Origin of the sequence: Pseudomonas batumici (genome assembly GCF_036585405.1) — a bacterium.
Lineage (GTDB): Bacteria > Pseudomonadota > Gammaproteobacteria > Pseudomonadales > Pseudomonadaceae > Aquipseudomonas > Aquipseudomonas batumici.
This window is the reverse complement of record NZ_CP144470.1, coordinates 3,623,818-3,638,297: the sequence shown is the minus strand read 5'-3', so window position 1 is coordinate 3,638,297 and position 14,480 is coordinate 3,623,818. Positions and strand designations below refer to the sequence as shown.

At 63.7% G+C, this 14,480-nt stretch carries 8 protein-coding genes; all 8 read left to right on the top strand.

The features are described from left to right. Positions 1-636, top strand: a complete 636-nt coding sequence (locus NUH87_RS16385; protein WP_338521696.1) for an NADH:ubiquinone oxidoreductase subunit N — start codon at positions 1-3, stop codon at positions 634-636. Positions 637-754: 118 nt separating this feature from the next. Next, complete coding sequence (locus NUH87_RS16380) at positions 755-2,266, top strand: YdgA family protein (protein WP_338521694.1); 1,512 nt, start codon at positions 755-757, stop codon at positions 2,264-2,266. 53 nt (positions 2,267-2,319) lie between these two features. Beyond that, positions 2,320-2,496 carry a hypothetical protein gene (locus tag NUH87_RS16375; RefSeq protein ID WP_338521692.1) on the top strand — a complete coding sequence of 59 codons (177 nt, stop codon included), beginning with the start codon at positions 2,320-2,322 and terminating at the stop codon, positions 2,494-2,496. A gap of 139 nt (positions 2,497-2,635) precedes the next feature. Beyond that, entirely contained in the window at positions 2,636-5,119 is a 2,484-nt protein-coding gene (gene pgaA, locus NUH87_RS16370; protein WP_338521690.1) for a poly-beta-1,6 N-acetyl-D-glucosamine export porin PgaA, read from the top strand. 12 nt (positions 5,120-5,131) lie between these two features. Next, positions 5,132-7,129 carry a poly-beta-1,6-N-acetyl-D-glucosamine N-deacetylase PgaB gene (pgaB, locus tag NUH87_RS16365; RefSeq protein ID WP_338526834.1) on the top strand — a complete coding sequence of 666 codons (1,998 nt, stop codon included), beginning with the start codon at positions 5,132-5,134 and terminating at the stop codon, positions 7,127-7,129. A 3-nt stretch (positions 7,130-7,132) separates the two neighbouring features. Then, a complete protein-coding gene (gene pgaC / locus NUH87_RS16360) occupies positions 7,133-8,488 on the top strand; it encodes a poly-beta-1,6-N-acetyl-D-glucosamine synthase (protein WP_338521688.1) in 1,356 nt (451 codons plus the stop codon). Beyond that, entirely contained in the window at positions 8,485-8,997 is a 513-nt protein-coding gene (pgaD, locus tag NUH87_RS16355; protein ID WP_040071958.1) for a poly-beta-1,6-N-acetyl-D-glucosamine biosynthesis protein PgaD, read from the top strand. The genes pgaC and pgaD overlap by 4 nt, the downstream gene beginning before the upstream one ends. 135 nt (positions 8,998-9,132) lie before the next feature. Next, positions 9,133-14,418 carry a dermonecrotic toxin domain-containing protein gene (locus tag NUH87_RS16350; RefSeq protein ID WP_338521684.1) on the top strand — a complete coding sequence of 1,762 codons (5,286 nt, stop codon included), beginning with the start codon at positions 9,133-9,135 and terminating at the stop codon, positions 14,416-14,418. Positions 14,419-14,480: the final 62 nt, after the last annotated feature.

Sequence of the window (14,480 nt, the reverse complement as noted above, 5' to 3'; positions counted from 1 at the left end):
ATGAAAAACCCTTATGCTCCTGGTTTCTGGTGTGCCGTGGTGGCACTGGTCCTGCTTTCGGCGACGTATTTTTATGGCGTCATGCTGGCGCACCAGATCGATAAGGCGTTGATCTTTCTCGACAGCGCCACGGCGTTGATCGCGGTGATGTCCATCAGCATGGTGGCCTGGGCCAGCTACCAGGCGCAGCAGGTGAAGAAACGCCAGTTGTCCCAGAGCAAGACCCTGGTGCTGGTCTGGGACACCAAGGTCGCCCTGCGCCGTGTTGAAACCGTCTTCGACCGGTATTTCTGGGGCAGCTATTGGCAACCGGGCCGGACCTTCCAGGAGGTCATGGGCGAACTCACCGGGACCCCGCTGGAAAAAAGCCTTGAAGCGCTGAAAAGCCAATGCCTGAAACTCGACCGCGAAGTGGCCCATGACGAGCGCCACTGGCTGAGCAACGCCCGCGAATTGTCCGATGTCGCCACGGCCATGGCCCGCGAACGCTATCAACTGGACGTCTGCGACCCGCGTAACGACTCGCCGAACGGAGTGGTGATCAACCGCGACTTCGAGGTGCTGGTGTACACCTGGACCGCACGGTTGAAGACCTTCGATCATCAGTTGGATGAGATGGAAGTCCAGTATTCCTGAGCAACCCGGTCTCGGCAAATGCTACCCTAGGTTCCTTCGGGCATTGTCGAGCCGGCTCCGATCAGGGGTCAGGAAGACCAGCATTTCTCCAAGCAACGGATATCGATCGGGTCAATTCATGAATAAATCAGCTGGATTGCTTTTAGGTTTTGTCGTGGTGGTCGGCGCGGTGAGCAGCGTCGGCGCGTGGTACACCGGCAATCAGTTGGAAGGGGTACTGAACACCTCGATCCAGGATGCCAACCAACAGTTGAAGACCGCCCTGGCCAGCACCGGCGGCAGCGCGAATGTCGAGCTGGTGTCGCTGGATCGCCACCTGTTCAGCAGCACCGCGCACTACCGCGTCAAGCTGCAGAACCTGCAGGCCGGTGAACAGAAGAAGGACATCGAGCTGCTGTTCGTCGACCATATCGAGCACGGGCCGTTGCCGTGGTCGCGCCTCAAGGCCCTGAAGCTGGCGCCGGTGATGGTCTACAGCAACTACGAGCTGGAAAAGAGCGACACCACCGCCCCGTGGTTCGACGCCGCCAAGGGCGCCGCGCCGCTCAAGGGCCAGCTTGCCCTGGGCTACAACCGCTCGGTGGAGGGCAATATCGAACTGGTGCCGCTGGACTTCGCGCCGGACGCCACCACCCACCTGAAATTTTCCGGGCTGAGCCTGGCGGTGAGCGCCAGCGACCAAGCGGCCAAGATCAAGCTCAACGGCTATATGGATAACCTCAAGGTGTCCGCGGTGTCTCCAGAGCAGGGACCGGTACAGGTCGAACTGAACGGCCTGACCCTGGCCAGCGACCTGGCCAAGAGCGGTTTGGGTTTCTACCTGGGGCAGAACATCCTGGAGCTGAGCGAGACCAAGGTGACCTACGGGGTCAAGCCGGCGGTGGTCACGATCAAGGGTTTCGAGCAGAAGGACTCGACGGAGGCGCAAGGCAATGTGCTCTCCGGACGAGTGGCCTATAACGTGGCGTCCATCGACTACAACGACAAGCCGGTGGGCAGCGCCCAGATGAGCTGGACGGCGAAGAACCTGGATTTTCCGGCGATGCAATCGTTGATCAAGCTGTACCAGGTCCAGTTGGAGGCGCTGCAAAAGGCCCAGGCGGCAGGGGCTCCAGACCCCGAGGCGGCGGTACCGGAGCTGACCCCGGCCCAGCAGACCCAGGCCGAAGCCGACATCAAGCAATTGTTGGCCGGCAAGCCGCAGATCGCCCTGGAAAACTTCTCGTTCAAGACCGCCAACGGCGAGAGCCGCGCCAGCCTGTTGGTGGACCTGACCAACCCGTCTTCCACCGAGCTGCCGCCGATGGAGTTGGGCAAGCAACTGGTCTCGCAGCTGGATGCCAAGGTGTTGTTGTCCAAGCCGATGATCTCCGACCTGGCCGGCCTGCAGGCGCAGATCCAGGGCCAGAACGACCCCAAGGCCGTCGCCCAGCAAGCGTCGACGGCCAGTGAAATGGCCGGCACCATGGCGTTGTCCACGGAGATGGCGACCGTGCAAGGCAACGACATCGTCTCCGCGCTGCACTACGCGGGCGGCCAGGTGGACTTCAACGGGCAGAAGATGCCGGTGGAAGACTTCATCACCCTGCTGCTGACCAAGTTCGGCGGCCAGGGCGGCGAACAGCCTTGAGCCTGGTGTCCAACTGGGGGTGACGCTGTCCAGCCGATACCCATAGGGCACCCTTGGCGCAACTCAAGGGCATCGAGTTGCGCCATCGGCTCGACGAGGCCGATGAAAGCCTGGTCCGGGCCGATGGCCCACTGCTGACCCTCTTCGATCCCTACAGACGCTTTGCCTGCCACTGTGGCAGGACTGACGCAGAGGCGCTCCAGGTCTTTTTGGCAACGATGTCCGAATAACGCTTGGCACTGATTTTTTCGTCTAACCTTCGTGATAGGCAGTGGGGGGGCTGCATGGCCGCTGTCGCTGAGCTCCATGCTGAGTTTCTGGATCAGGCAGGAGCATTGGACTCCGGCTATCACTGGGGAAATGGACGATATGCCGCGTAACGCTCTTTTCTGCCTGGGGGGCAGATTGCACCCGTTGCTGGGGGTGGCGCTGTGTAGCCAGTTGCTGTGGCCTCTCAATGCCTTGGCCGACACGGCCTACGACCAACTGATCCGGCAAGCCCGTGACGGCAGTTACACGCCGGCGCTGGTGCACTTGCGGCAACTTCCCGCCGCGCAACAATCCACCGGTCAGATCAGCGATCACCTGCTGATCGCCAGTTGGGCCGGGCTGGATGCCGAAGTGGTCAGCGTCTATGAAACCCAGGGCGCCCAGCGGCCCCTGCCGACCCAGGCCCTGAGCGCCGTCGCCCATGCCTATCGCAACCTGAAACGCTGGAATGATGCCGAGCGCCTTTATCGCCTGGCCCTGCAGCGCGAACCGCAGAATGCCGACCTGCAACTGGGCCTGGCGGTTACCGAGGCCGATGGCGGTGATCCCCAGGATGCGGTGCGCCGGGCGCGCGAGCAGGTCGCCAGGCAGCCCAATGATCCGGCCCGGCGCATGGCCCTGGGGTATGCGCTGACCCGTTCGGGTGCCAACAATGAAGCCTTGTTCGAGTACGACCAGGCCTTTGTCCGCGCCTCGGACAAACCCGAGGTCATTCGTGAATACCTGTTCGCCCTGGAGCGCGTGCGCATGCCGGAACCGGCCTTGCGCCTGGCCCAGCGGCATCCCGGGCTGATCGATGCGGCCACGACCCGACGCCTTGAAGGCGAACTGGCCGCCGAGCGCGTGCGCCTGGCCGAATTGCCGACCCGCAGTGAGACAGAACGGTTTGTCATTGCCGATCGGGCATTGGCCGACTATGACCGTTTGCTCGCCAGCGCGGCCGCGGACCCGCAAGCCCATGACGATGGGGTGCGCTGGCGGATTGACCGCTTGGGCGCGCTCAAGGCCCGGGCACGCAACGCCCAGGTAGTGGCCGAGTACCAGGCTTTGCTCGACGAAGGCGTGAAGATCCCGGTCTACGCCCTGCGCTGGGTGGCGGCGGCCTATCTCGGGGTCCGCCAGCCGGAGCAGGCCGTGGCGCTGTATCGCCAGGTCCTCGCGTCGTCGGAGGCGGATCCCGCAAACCGGGTGGAGGACACCTCGGCGCTGGCCTATGCATTGGTTGAAACCGACCAGCCGGATGCAGCGCGTACGGTGGCGGACGATCTGGCCAAAGAGGTGCCGCCGCGCCATTTCCTCAAGGGTGGACCGGATGGCGTGGCCAACGACGAGTGGGTGGATGCCCGGCAGCTGGCGGCCCAGATGGGGCTCCATGACGGAGCCCTGCCAACCAGCGAGAAAAACCTGGAGGAACTGGCCGTGCGGGCGCCAGGGGCGGTCGGCATGCGTGCGGCGGAGGCCGACATGTACCTGGCGCGTGACTGGCCGCGTCGTGCCGAGGCGCTGAACAAGGAAACCGAAAGTGCGGTACCGCGCGACCTGTCGCTGGAAATCTCCCAAGGCAATACCGCACTGGCGTTGCAGGAGTGGCGTCAGCTCGACGTGCTCACCGACGACGTCTCCCAGCGCTTTCCAGAGAGTCCGCGGGTCCAGCGCCTGGAGCGTCTGCGTGACGTTCATGATATGGCCGAACTGCGGGTGGAGGCCTACACCGGCAGGAGCTTCGGCGGTGGCAACGGCACTGATGCCGGGGTGGTTACCGGCAGCCGTGACTACGGCATTGAAAGCGTGCTCTACAGCCCGCCGATCAACGAAAACTGGCGACTGTTCGCCGGGGCCGGCTACGCCTTCGCCCGTTTCACCGAAGGCGACGCCCGGCGTCGCTGGCAACGCTTCGGGACGGAGTATCGAGCCCGCGACATGACCCTCGAAGCCGAGGTCTCCAACCAGTCCTACGGCTATGGCGACAAACTCGGGGTGCGCCTGGCGGCGGCCTTCGATATCGACGATCACTGGCAATACGGCGGCAGCCTCGAACGCCTGTCGGCGGCGACGCCGTTGCGCGCCTTGAAGAACGACATCAGCGCCAATTCGGCGAGCGCTTTCCTGCGCTGGCGCGCCAACGAAAGCCGCGAATGGAAGCTGGCCGTGACGCCCTCGCATTTCAGCGACGGCAACAATCGCACCGAAGCCCTGCTCACCGGGCGCGAGGGCATCTACAGCACGGCCCATGTACAAGTGGACCTGGGCCTGGAGGTCAGCGCCAGCCACAACAGCAAGAGCACAGACGTGCCGTACTTCAATCCCAAGTCCGACTTCAGCCTGCTGCCGACGGTGAACGTCGACCACGTTCTTTATCGCCGTTACGAAACCCAGTGGAGCCAGCAATTCCAGGTGGGCGCCGGGAGCTACAGCCAGCGTGATCACTCGACGGGTGCGATCGCACTGCTGGGCTATGGCCAGAAGGTGAGCTGGAACGATGTGCTTGAGGTCGGGGCGAACCTTAGCTGGATCAGCCGCCCCTATGACGGCAACCGCGAACGCGACGTGCGGTTGCTCGTCGACTTGACCTACCGTTTCTAGGAGGGGTTGATGATGCCCACGTTGATGCGTTGCATCCTGCTACTGGGAGCCTTGCTGGTCAGCGCCTGCGCCCAGAAGCCGATGGTGTTCGTCGAACCCGCGCAGCGGCCGGTGCCGGTCAATCAAGCCCCCTGGCCGAAGAACCAGGTGCTGGCTCTCACCTACCATGACATCGCGGACAGTGATCCCGATCAGGCGGTGGTGGGCGTGCGGACCGAACGGCTGATCCAGCAGCTTGCGTGGTTGCGGGAGAACAACTACCGGCCGGTGAGCGTGGATCAGATCCTCGCGGCCCGCAAGGGCGGCCCGGAGTTACCGCCCAAGGCGGTGCTGTTGACCTTCGATGACGGTTATTCGAGCTTCTATACCCGGGTGATGCCGGTGCTCAGGAGTTATCAATGGCCTGCCGTGCTGGCGCCGGTGGGCGTGTGGATCGATACCCCGGCGGACAAACCGGTGGATTTCGCCGGTCAGTTGCGTCCGCGTTCCGAGTTCCTGACCTGGGCGCAGATCAAGGAAGTCGCGGCTTCCGGGCTGGTGGAAATTGCCGCTCACACCAACGCCGGTCACCATGGCATGGTTGCCAACCCCCAGGGCAGCATGCAACCGGCCGCGACGACGCGTGGTTATGACATGGCAACCGGTCGTTATGAAAGCGAGGCCGACTTCCGGAACCGTCTGCGGGAGGACGTTACGGCCATCTCGACGAAGATCCGTGCGGCCACCGGTTACTCGCCGCGTGTCTGGATCTGGCCCTACGGCGCCGCCGACGGCACCGCGTTGAGCGTGATCGCCGACCAGGGCTACACGATGGCGCTGACCCTGGAAGACGGCCTCGTCCGTCCCGATCAACTGATGAACAGCCCGCGTTTTCTCGTGGCCGCGGACCCCGATGGCGCCAGCTTCGCCAGCAATATCGTGGCGGTGCAGACCGTGACGCCGCTGCGCGTGATGCATGTCGACCTGGATGATGTCTACGACCCGGACCCGGCCCGGCAGGAGATCAATCTGGGCAAGATGATCCAGCGCGTCGTGGACATGGGTGCCAATAGCGTTTTCCTGCAAGCGTTCGCCGATCCCGAAGGCGACGGACTGGCGCGCTCGCTGTACTTCCCCAACCGTCATCTGCCGGTGCGCGCCGACCTGTTCGACCGCGCCGCCTGGCAATTGCGCACCCGCGCCCACGTCAAGGTCTTCGCCTGGATGCCGGTGCTTGCTTTTGCCCTGGATGAAAAACTCCCCCGCGTGACGCGCTGGGACCCGGCTACCGGGCAGACCTCGATTGACCCGAAACAGTACAAGCGCCTGTCGCCGTTCGACCCGAACGTGCGGCGGATCATTGGCGAAATCTACGAAGATGTCGCCCGCCTGTCCTCGGTCGACGGCATTCTCTACCATGACGATGCGCTGCTGTCGGATTTCGAGGATGCCAGCCCTCAAGCGCTGCGCACCTATGCGGCCAACGGCCTGCCAGGCTCGATGAGCGCCTTGCGCGCCGACCCGGCGACCCTTCAGCGCTGGGGCCGTTTCAAGAGCCGCTACCTGGTCGACTTCACCGACGAACTGACGGCCAAGGTCCGCGCGATTCGCGGGCCCCAGGTCCAGACCGCACGTAATCTGTTCGCCGAACCGGTGATCGATCCGCAAAGCGAAGCCTGGTTTGCCCAGAACCTCGATGACTTCCTGGCCAGCTACGACTGGACCGCGACCATGGCCATGCCGTTGATGGAAGGGCAGAGCGAGAAGCACTCGGGTGACTGGCTGGAGGCATTGGTCGGTAAGGTCAAGCAACGCCCTGGCGCCCTTGATCGCACCGTGTTCGAACTGCAGGCCCGGGACTGGCGCCACAAGCCCGCGGCGGACCTTGACGGCGAACAGCTGGCGGAGTGGATGGGCCAGCTCAAGCGCCAGGGCGCCACCAGTTTCGGTTATTACCCGGACAACTTTCTGGACGGCCGCCCGGCTGTCGATGTTGTGCGCCCCGCGCTTTCCAACTACTGGAATCCTTAGATCATGATGGATCGAATCCTGGCACTGATCGTCCTGGCGCTCGTCCTGGGGGTTCCCCTGGGCGTGGTTTTCCTGGTCACCGGACAATTCCTGATGGACTTCGTGTTCTTCTACCCGTTGTTCATGTCGGGGTTGTGGATCGCCGGCGGCTTGTACTTCTGGCTGCACTGGGAGCGCCATTGGCCCTGGGAGGCCGATACCTTGCCACCGCCGCTGCCGGGTGAACCGCTGATCTCGATCCTGATCCCTTGCTTCAACGAAGAGGACAACGTCGCCGAGACCATCGAGGCCGCACTGGCCCAGCATTACCCGAACATCGAAGTGATCGCCATCAATGACGGTTCCAAGGACAACACCGGCCAACTGCTGGATGAACTGGCGTTGCTGGACCCGCGCTTGCGGGTCATCCACCTGGCGCAGAACCAGGGCAAGGCGGTGGCCTTGCGGATGGGCACCGTGGCGGCGCGCAGCGAGTATTTGCTGTGCATCGACGGCGACGCCTTGCTGGCGCCGAACACGGCGGCCTACATGGTGGCGCCGTTGCTGCAGAACTCGCGCCTGGGGGCCGTCACCGGCAACCCGCGGATCCGTACCCGCTCGACCCTGGTCGGGCGGGTCCAGGTCGGCGAATTTTCCTCGATCATCGGCTTGATCAAGCGCACACAGCGGGTCTTGGGGCGGATCTTCACCATCTCCGGGGTGATCTGCGCCTTCCGCCGCACCGCGCTGGACCGGGTGGGCTACTGGAGCCCGAACATGATCACCGAAGACATCGATGTCAGTTGGAAGCTGCAACTGGACCACTGGAGCATTTTCTACGAGCCGCGGGCCCTGTGCTGGATCCTCATGCCGGAAACCGTGCGCGGGCTGTGGAAACAGCGGTTGCGCTGGGCCCAGGGTGGGGCAGAAGTGTTGTTCAAGAACATCCGGGGTATCTGGCAGTGGCGCCATCGTTACCTGTGGCCGCTGTTGTTCGAATACTGCCTGTCGACGGGCTGGTCGTTCATCCTGCTGTTGTCGATCGTTTTCTATTGCCTGGGGCATTTTATCGAGATACCGGCCGCGATTGCCGTGCATCGCATTGTGCCACCGGCCTTTACCGGGCTGCTGCTGGCGACGGTCTGCCTGGGACAGTTTGCGGTCAGCGTGTTGATCGACCGCCGCTACGAAAGAGATCTCTGGAAAATCATGTTCTGGGTGGTCTGGTATCCGCTGGTGTTCTGGTTCATCAGCTTTTTCACCACCCTGGTCAGCTTTCCCCGGGTGTTGTTCGGTCAGACCAACAAGCGAGCCCGCTGGGTCAGCCCGGATCGGGGGATCAAGCCTGTCGATGATGACAAGCAGAAGGTGCGCTCATGAAAATCATCAGAACCCGCCAGCGGCCTTTCCTGGTGGTAGTCGACACGATCCTGACCCTGCTGGCCTGGACCGGCCTGTTGTATCTGCTGATCCAGGGGTTGTGGCCGTTGTTCGACGGGCATACGGGGCCGCGAATCGATGTCTCGTTCTTCGATGCCCTCAATACCCTGGAGGTTTATCTGTGGATCGGCCTGTTGAATGCGGTGGTGTTGGTCAGCTGGGCGCGGTATCAACAGCGCAAGAGCCGTAGTTTCTCCCAACGCCGTTTGCCGGCGCCGGTGGTCGGGGATGAGGGGTTGAGTCGCAGCTTCAAGCTCAGTGAGGACAAGTTCGCCCGGATGCGCCAGTCCGCGAGGATGGTCGTGCACAACGATGAGCAGGGCGGGGTGCGTGAAGTGTTTACACACCTGTATCGTGTTGAGCCGCAGGAGCAACCGCGGCCGCTGGCGCCGCCGGCTCATCCTCACGTCATCCGGCTGTCGTCGGAGGATGAAGGCGACCGCGCCTGAGATTGTTCCAGGCTTGACCCGAATGCCATGGGCACCGCGCAGTGAACTCGAACGCGGTCCTTAACTATCTAATGCACGGGCACGCCAGGTGGCGCTCTACGCTTTTCCCTTTTTCCATGGAACAAGGGAAACCGTATGAACACCCGCGTAGAGGATCCTCGCAGGGAGGCCGCCGAGTCGGCCAACGAGGACGCAACGGCGGTTTTACCCGCCCCTGACGCCGCGCTGAAGCGCTTGGCCGAGAAACTCTCGGAGCGTCTCGCAACCTCGGAACGCCCCAGTCTGTTGCTCAATCGGCTCCAGGCGGCGCTGGTGCGTGGGCTCGATAGCCAGCACCGGCTCAAGAGGCTCTTCGAGCGGGCGCCGCAGATCGGCGCCGTGCTCAAACACTTATTGACCGAGACCTTCGGCCACGATCCGCACCGGCTCCTGTTCACCCCGCCGTTGCGCAGCGGTGACGGGCAAACGGCGCGGACCCTGGCGCAGGTGGCCATGTCGCTGTTGCGTAATCCGTTTCTGTCCCTGGAGCCGGGCCATGCGGTTCGATTGAGTCTTGCCGACGAACCGGACAGCGTCCTGCGGCTGGACCCGGAGCAGGTCCTGGGGCGTCTGAAGGCCCTGGGGCTGTCTTCCAGGATCGACAGCGCCCTGCGCAGCTATTGGCATCAGCCGGCCGACGATAGCAACGTCTCGCGGCGCGACCGGCTGATCGAACTGCACAAGCTGCTGTTTCACGACAAGGCCCTGCTGGCCTATGGCGTCGACGAGTTGTCCGTTGCCGGGTTCAACATGCTGATGGGCTTGCTGGATGCACCGACCCCTGAAGCGCGGACGTTGGCCGGTGGCCGGTGGGGGCGTCTTACGGTTTCGGAGCTGGTCTGGCCGGGAAAGGCGCAGACGACGGTGGCGTTGAGCGGAGCCTTGCACTTGCAGGACTCCAGCAGGGCCGAGCGGGGCAGGCAGGTGGTTTTCGTACCCGGTATGTCGGAGGAGTTCTTCGAGTTTGCCAGCCATGCCGAGCTGCAACGCGGGCTTGCGCAGCTGTTCAACGCACCGGGCAACTATCGGCTCTGGCAGTTGCTGGCGTTGCCAGAGCGTCATCAGCTGTTTCCCCAACCGGATGGCCCGGCCCTGGCCTACCACTTCCAGGCTTGCGCGGCGCTCGCCGGTGATGCCCTGGCCCATAGCGCCCTGAGCCGGCTGGATACGCAATTGGCTAACGAGTGGGCCGCCGCGCTGTTGCTCAACACGGTGTGCATGCTGCCCGGGGGATTGGCCGATGCCGGGCGTCTGACACCGTTGCAGGCGGTGGAGGCCATGCAGGAGTCGCGCACGGCATTGACACGCTTGCCGTCCCTCGGGACGACGCTCGCGCAACTGCTTCGGCGTGACGAGCTGAGCAGAATGTTCGAGATCACTTTCGGCAGCCTGGTGGCGGATCTTCCCGTGCGTCTGCGCCAGGGCAAGGTCCGGCAGCAGGAGCGCGGCCTTCTCAAGCTGCTCGATGAGCAAGACCCGGCGCGCGACACCCCGGCCTATAGCGAGCTGCTGGCGCGCCATAAGCTTTGGCGACAGCAGGCGGCTGATGTCCAGGGCTTGCTCCAGAACCGGGAAGGGCACTTCCAGTCGGCATTCTGGAGCACCCGGGACCAGAAGGGCCGCGATCTTCCCGACAAGTTGTTCAAAGGACGCAGCCAGGGGCTTTTGCACGAGGCGCAGATGCAGCATCAGCTCGGGTTGATCGATCAGAAGGAGTTGGAAGGTGTGCTCGATGTGCTGCCTCCGCCTTTGGTGGGGGTGCGGGTTGCCAGTGATACACGGATCGCCGCCATCACCCTGGGGCCGACGAACTCGCCCTGGTCGCTGACGGGGGCCTGCGTCATCAGCACCCGCCAAGCGTTGGCCGATCCGCGCTCGGGCACGTCGGCGCTGCTGTTTGTGCCGGGCCGGCTGGGCGGGCTGCAACGCTTCATGAGCCTCGACAGTCTCTCGCAACGGCTGGAGATCACCTTGCGCAGTCCGGAGTGCGACACCCTCTGGCCACTGATCCCCCGGGACCAGCGTGGCGAAGCGCGCAGCTGGGTGCGGAGTCGGCCTGTCGGTGAACCGATACCCATCCACTATCAGTCCATTGAAACGGACGCCCTGCGGCAGGGACTCCAGCAACAGGTCCAGGACCACCTTCGGGTTTGTCGGCTGATCGAGGGTGGCTTGCGGCCCTTCTCGGAAATCGGCGACGCCCGCAGCTCCCTGCAAATGCTGGCCCATGAGTTGGAGGAGAACCTCGGCGTCCCGGGTCACGATGCCCGGGAGCGCGCGCTGGACAAGGTGGCCGTCCTGCAATTCGGTGCCGTGCAGGCGCAGGGTCTTCCCGGCTGGTTGTCCGAGGCATCACGCGCGGACCGCCGGCAGTACGCGCGACTGCTGGCCCGTTACCAGAAACATGTGCAGGCCCTGGAGCTCAAGCTGGAGCGTCAGTTGCCGGATCTGGATGACTTTGCTCGTGGGAAAATCATCGAGCGGCTCAAGCAGGACGGCTTTTATCCGGGACTGGATATCGACAAGCCGCTGTTCGATCTGCCCGACAGCGTCGAGCGGGTGTGGGTCGGGCATCCTGAACGCACGGTGGCTGAGGCGGGTCCGAAGACGGTGGTCAGCGAGGGGCGCACTACCTACAGCCTCTTGCGCCTGGCCCTGGAAAACCTCGACCCGCAAGCGCCCTGGAGCAAGCGTCGGTTGCAGCACGGACGGGTACTGGATCGTGCCTGGCAGCAGCGACTGACGCCGGGTTATCTGATGGGCACGATTTCGGCACTCGACCTTGGCGGCCACTACGACACCCTGATCCAGCGGGCTTTTTACGGTGTCGATGATCCCCGGCTCGAACCGCTACGGGCGTTCGATCAGGCGCTGCTGTACCGGCTGGTCAGGCAACGCGCCCGAATGGAGTTGTTCAGTGCCCGGCAACAGGGATTGAGCGACTGGGCCGCCGAGGTGTTCGAGATGGCCCTGAGTGCGGAGTGCGCCACGGACCTGCGCAACGAGCGCCTTGAACTCGAATTGCACTTTGTCACCTTCGCCGGCCGGGCGTTTGCCCGGGCCCGGCATGTGGGCAATGCCGTGGCCATCCACGACAAGGTCTGCGCAAGAACGCTCATCTATTTGCCGGGCGCTGCGCATGAGCAGGTGCTGACCGAGCACACTGACCTGGTGGCGGCGCAACGGGCACTGGTCGATATCGGGCGAGCGCCGCAGCGGGTGGCGGACGTTGTGCAAAGGCTGGCGGTCGGCTGGGAGGCGGAAGTCATCGAGGGTTATCCTGCCGAGCAAGACCCGGAGGCGGTGCGTTCAAGGCTCCTGAATCCTGCGCGCGATGATGGGCTTGCAATCGGCCCGGCGCCTTTGGGGGCCGATCCGATTGCCACGGTCAATTCCACGTTCAAGGTGGCCAAGAGCTGGTGGACGAGCGAGCCGGAGCAACCGGTGCCGGATTCCGCGGCGCTGGAAAAGGAGGTCAGGCGCGAGATCGCGGAAAATCCCGAACACTGGTTGCGGCTCAGGAAAACCCAACGCTGTGACCTGTCGCTGGTGCTGGCGCATGCCTTTGTCCTGCGGGCGCAGCAACGGGCCCGGACGCTATCGAACTCGGCTCGGCAATTGGCGCAGCTACGCGAGTTGCGTGAACGCGAACAGCGCTCGGCCTACTGGCTCAGGGTGTTGTCGGTGGTGCCCGTCGTCAGTATTGCGGTCAATGTGCATGAGACGGCCGTGGCTTTGCGCCGGCTTTACCGCAGCGGTGATCTGCGCGATGCCTTCGAACTCTTCAAGGCGGCGCATATGACGCTGGTCGACGCCGTGCTGACGTTCTACCCGATGGGCAAGGTGGGCGGTGCGGTCTCCCGGCCGCTACGGGTCGGTCATGGGGGCTGGTCGCGCGCGGCCTTGCGGACCCTCGATCGTCGGCAGGGCCTGTCTCACAAAGGCGCGATGGCCCTGAAAACGAAGGTTGCCGCAAAGCCCAGACCCCTGCTGCCCGGGTACGAAGCGACGATTACCCCGGACGATGCGGTGGCCCTGCACGGTCCGACCAATGCCGGCAGCTATGTGAAAAACGGTGTGCAGTTCATTACCGATGGCAGCAACCGCTACGAGGTCTACCGGCCGAAGGGCGAGAATGCCTTGCGCTTGAAGAAAACCGCTGCCCAGGACAATGAGCTGGTTCTGTATATCCGCGAGCCGGGCGAATACCTGTTGCGTGCCGATGCGCCCGAGCCCCAGCCGGGCCCCAGTCGCGCGATGTGGCAACCCTGGACGCCACCTGCGTTGCCCGAGGTGGCGGGGGCGCCTGTGTTGCAACTGGAGTGGATGACCCGCCGGCCGGCCCTGTTGTCCACGGACTGGAAGGCGTGGGGATTGGCACTGGAGAACGAGCAGGTCCTGGAGTTGTCGGCGAGCCGAGGGATGTATGTGAGGCGGGGGGCTGAACACGTTCGGCTGCTCAAGCTCGATGATCGTTATTTCGAACTGCTTCCCGAGGGTTCCGGGATCCATCCCGATATCGTTTTTCTGAGGCGTTCCGTTCCGTTGTCCACCTATGCCGAGGCCGACTTCAAGCTTTGGTGGAGGCACCTGGACGAGCAGCCGATACCGGCCACTTTTGATCAGCGCCGCCAGGCCTGGACAGTGCGTGCCCCCTTGTTCAGCGAGCCTCTGGAACGGACCCTGGCGCAACCCCTGGAGGGCATGACGCCGGCCAGCCTGCAGAGGACGGTCAGCCGGCTGATCGAGCGAACCGATGTGGAGCATACGTCGGTCACGGCAACCCGGATGGTAGCGCTCAAGCGCACGCAGGAAGCCTGGAGTTCACGGGGAGTGCACCTGGATGTGCTGTTGCGCGAACTCGATGCCCAGTCCCTTGGGCGGACTCACTTTCCCATCGGTCGTGCGACCGGTACAACGAGCTTTTACCGGTTGGACTTTGATCCGCCCCAGGCCGTGGACCCTCGGCTTTTCGACACCAGGGGGGCGGCGCGCATTGCCGAGTTGGCCTCGAACAGCGAGAACGCCGTGATCGGCGTCTTGCGTCGTCATGGCTTTGTCGTGACCGAGATCCCGAAATCCCAATCCTTCAATACGGTCAACCTGTTCTGTACCCACCCTGGCTCGGAGCATCTCTACTACATCATGCTCAAATGGACCGACAAGCTCTCGGTGCCCATGACCCGCTACCAAGGAGGCCCGCGGCAGTTGACGGATGGCTGGTTCAACCGGCATTTCGACCTGAGGCCCCTGGGTCAGCGCGCGCTGCTCAAACCGGTCAAGGAGGCCCTGAACCAGGGGCGTCTGGTGAAGATCATCGCGGGGTTGCAGCGGTCGGGGGACACCGGACTGGTGACGGTGTTTTTTGCCAGGGCGCAATAGGGGGGGCAGCGTGCCGCGACTAGGGCAGTCACCCGACTCGGCCCAGGCCCGAAAACAAAAAT

What these genes read in the sequence shown, in the direction of transcription:
- pgaB (WP_338526834.1), top strand. Translation starts at nt 5,132, where the DNA reads ATGCCCACGTTGATGCGTTGCATCCTGCTACTGGGAGCCTTGCTGGTC.
- NUH87_RS16380 (WP_338521694.1), top strand. Translation starts at nt 755, where the DNA reads ATGAATAAATCAGCTGGATTGCTTTTAGGTTTTGTCGTGGTGGTCGGC.
- pgaC (WP_338521688.1), top strand. Translation starts at nt 7,133, where the DNA reads ATGATGGATCGAATCCTGGCACTGATCGTCCTGGCGCTCGTCCTGGGG.
- pgaD (WP_040071958.1), top strand. Translation starts at nt 8,485, where the DNA reads ATGAAAATCATCAGAACCCGCCAGCGGCCTTTCCTGGTGGTAGTCGAC.
- NUH87_RS16350 (WP_338521684.1), top strand. Translation starts at nt 9,133, where the DNA reads ATGAACACCCGCGTAGAGGATCCTCGCAGGGAGGCCGCCGAGTCGGCC.
- NUH87_RS16385 (WP_338521696.1), top strand. Translation starts at nt 1, where the DNA reads ATGAAAAACCCTTATGCTCCTGGTTTCTGGTGTGCCGTGGTGGCACTG.
- pgaA (WP_338521690.1), top strand. Translation starts at nt 2,636, where the DNA reads ATGCCGCGTAACGCTCTTTTCTGCCTGGGGGGCAGATTGCACCCGTTG.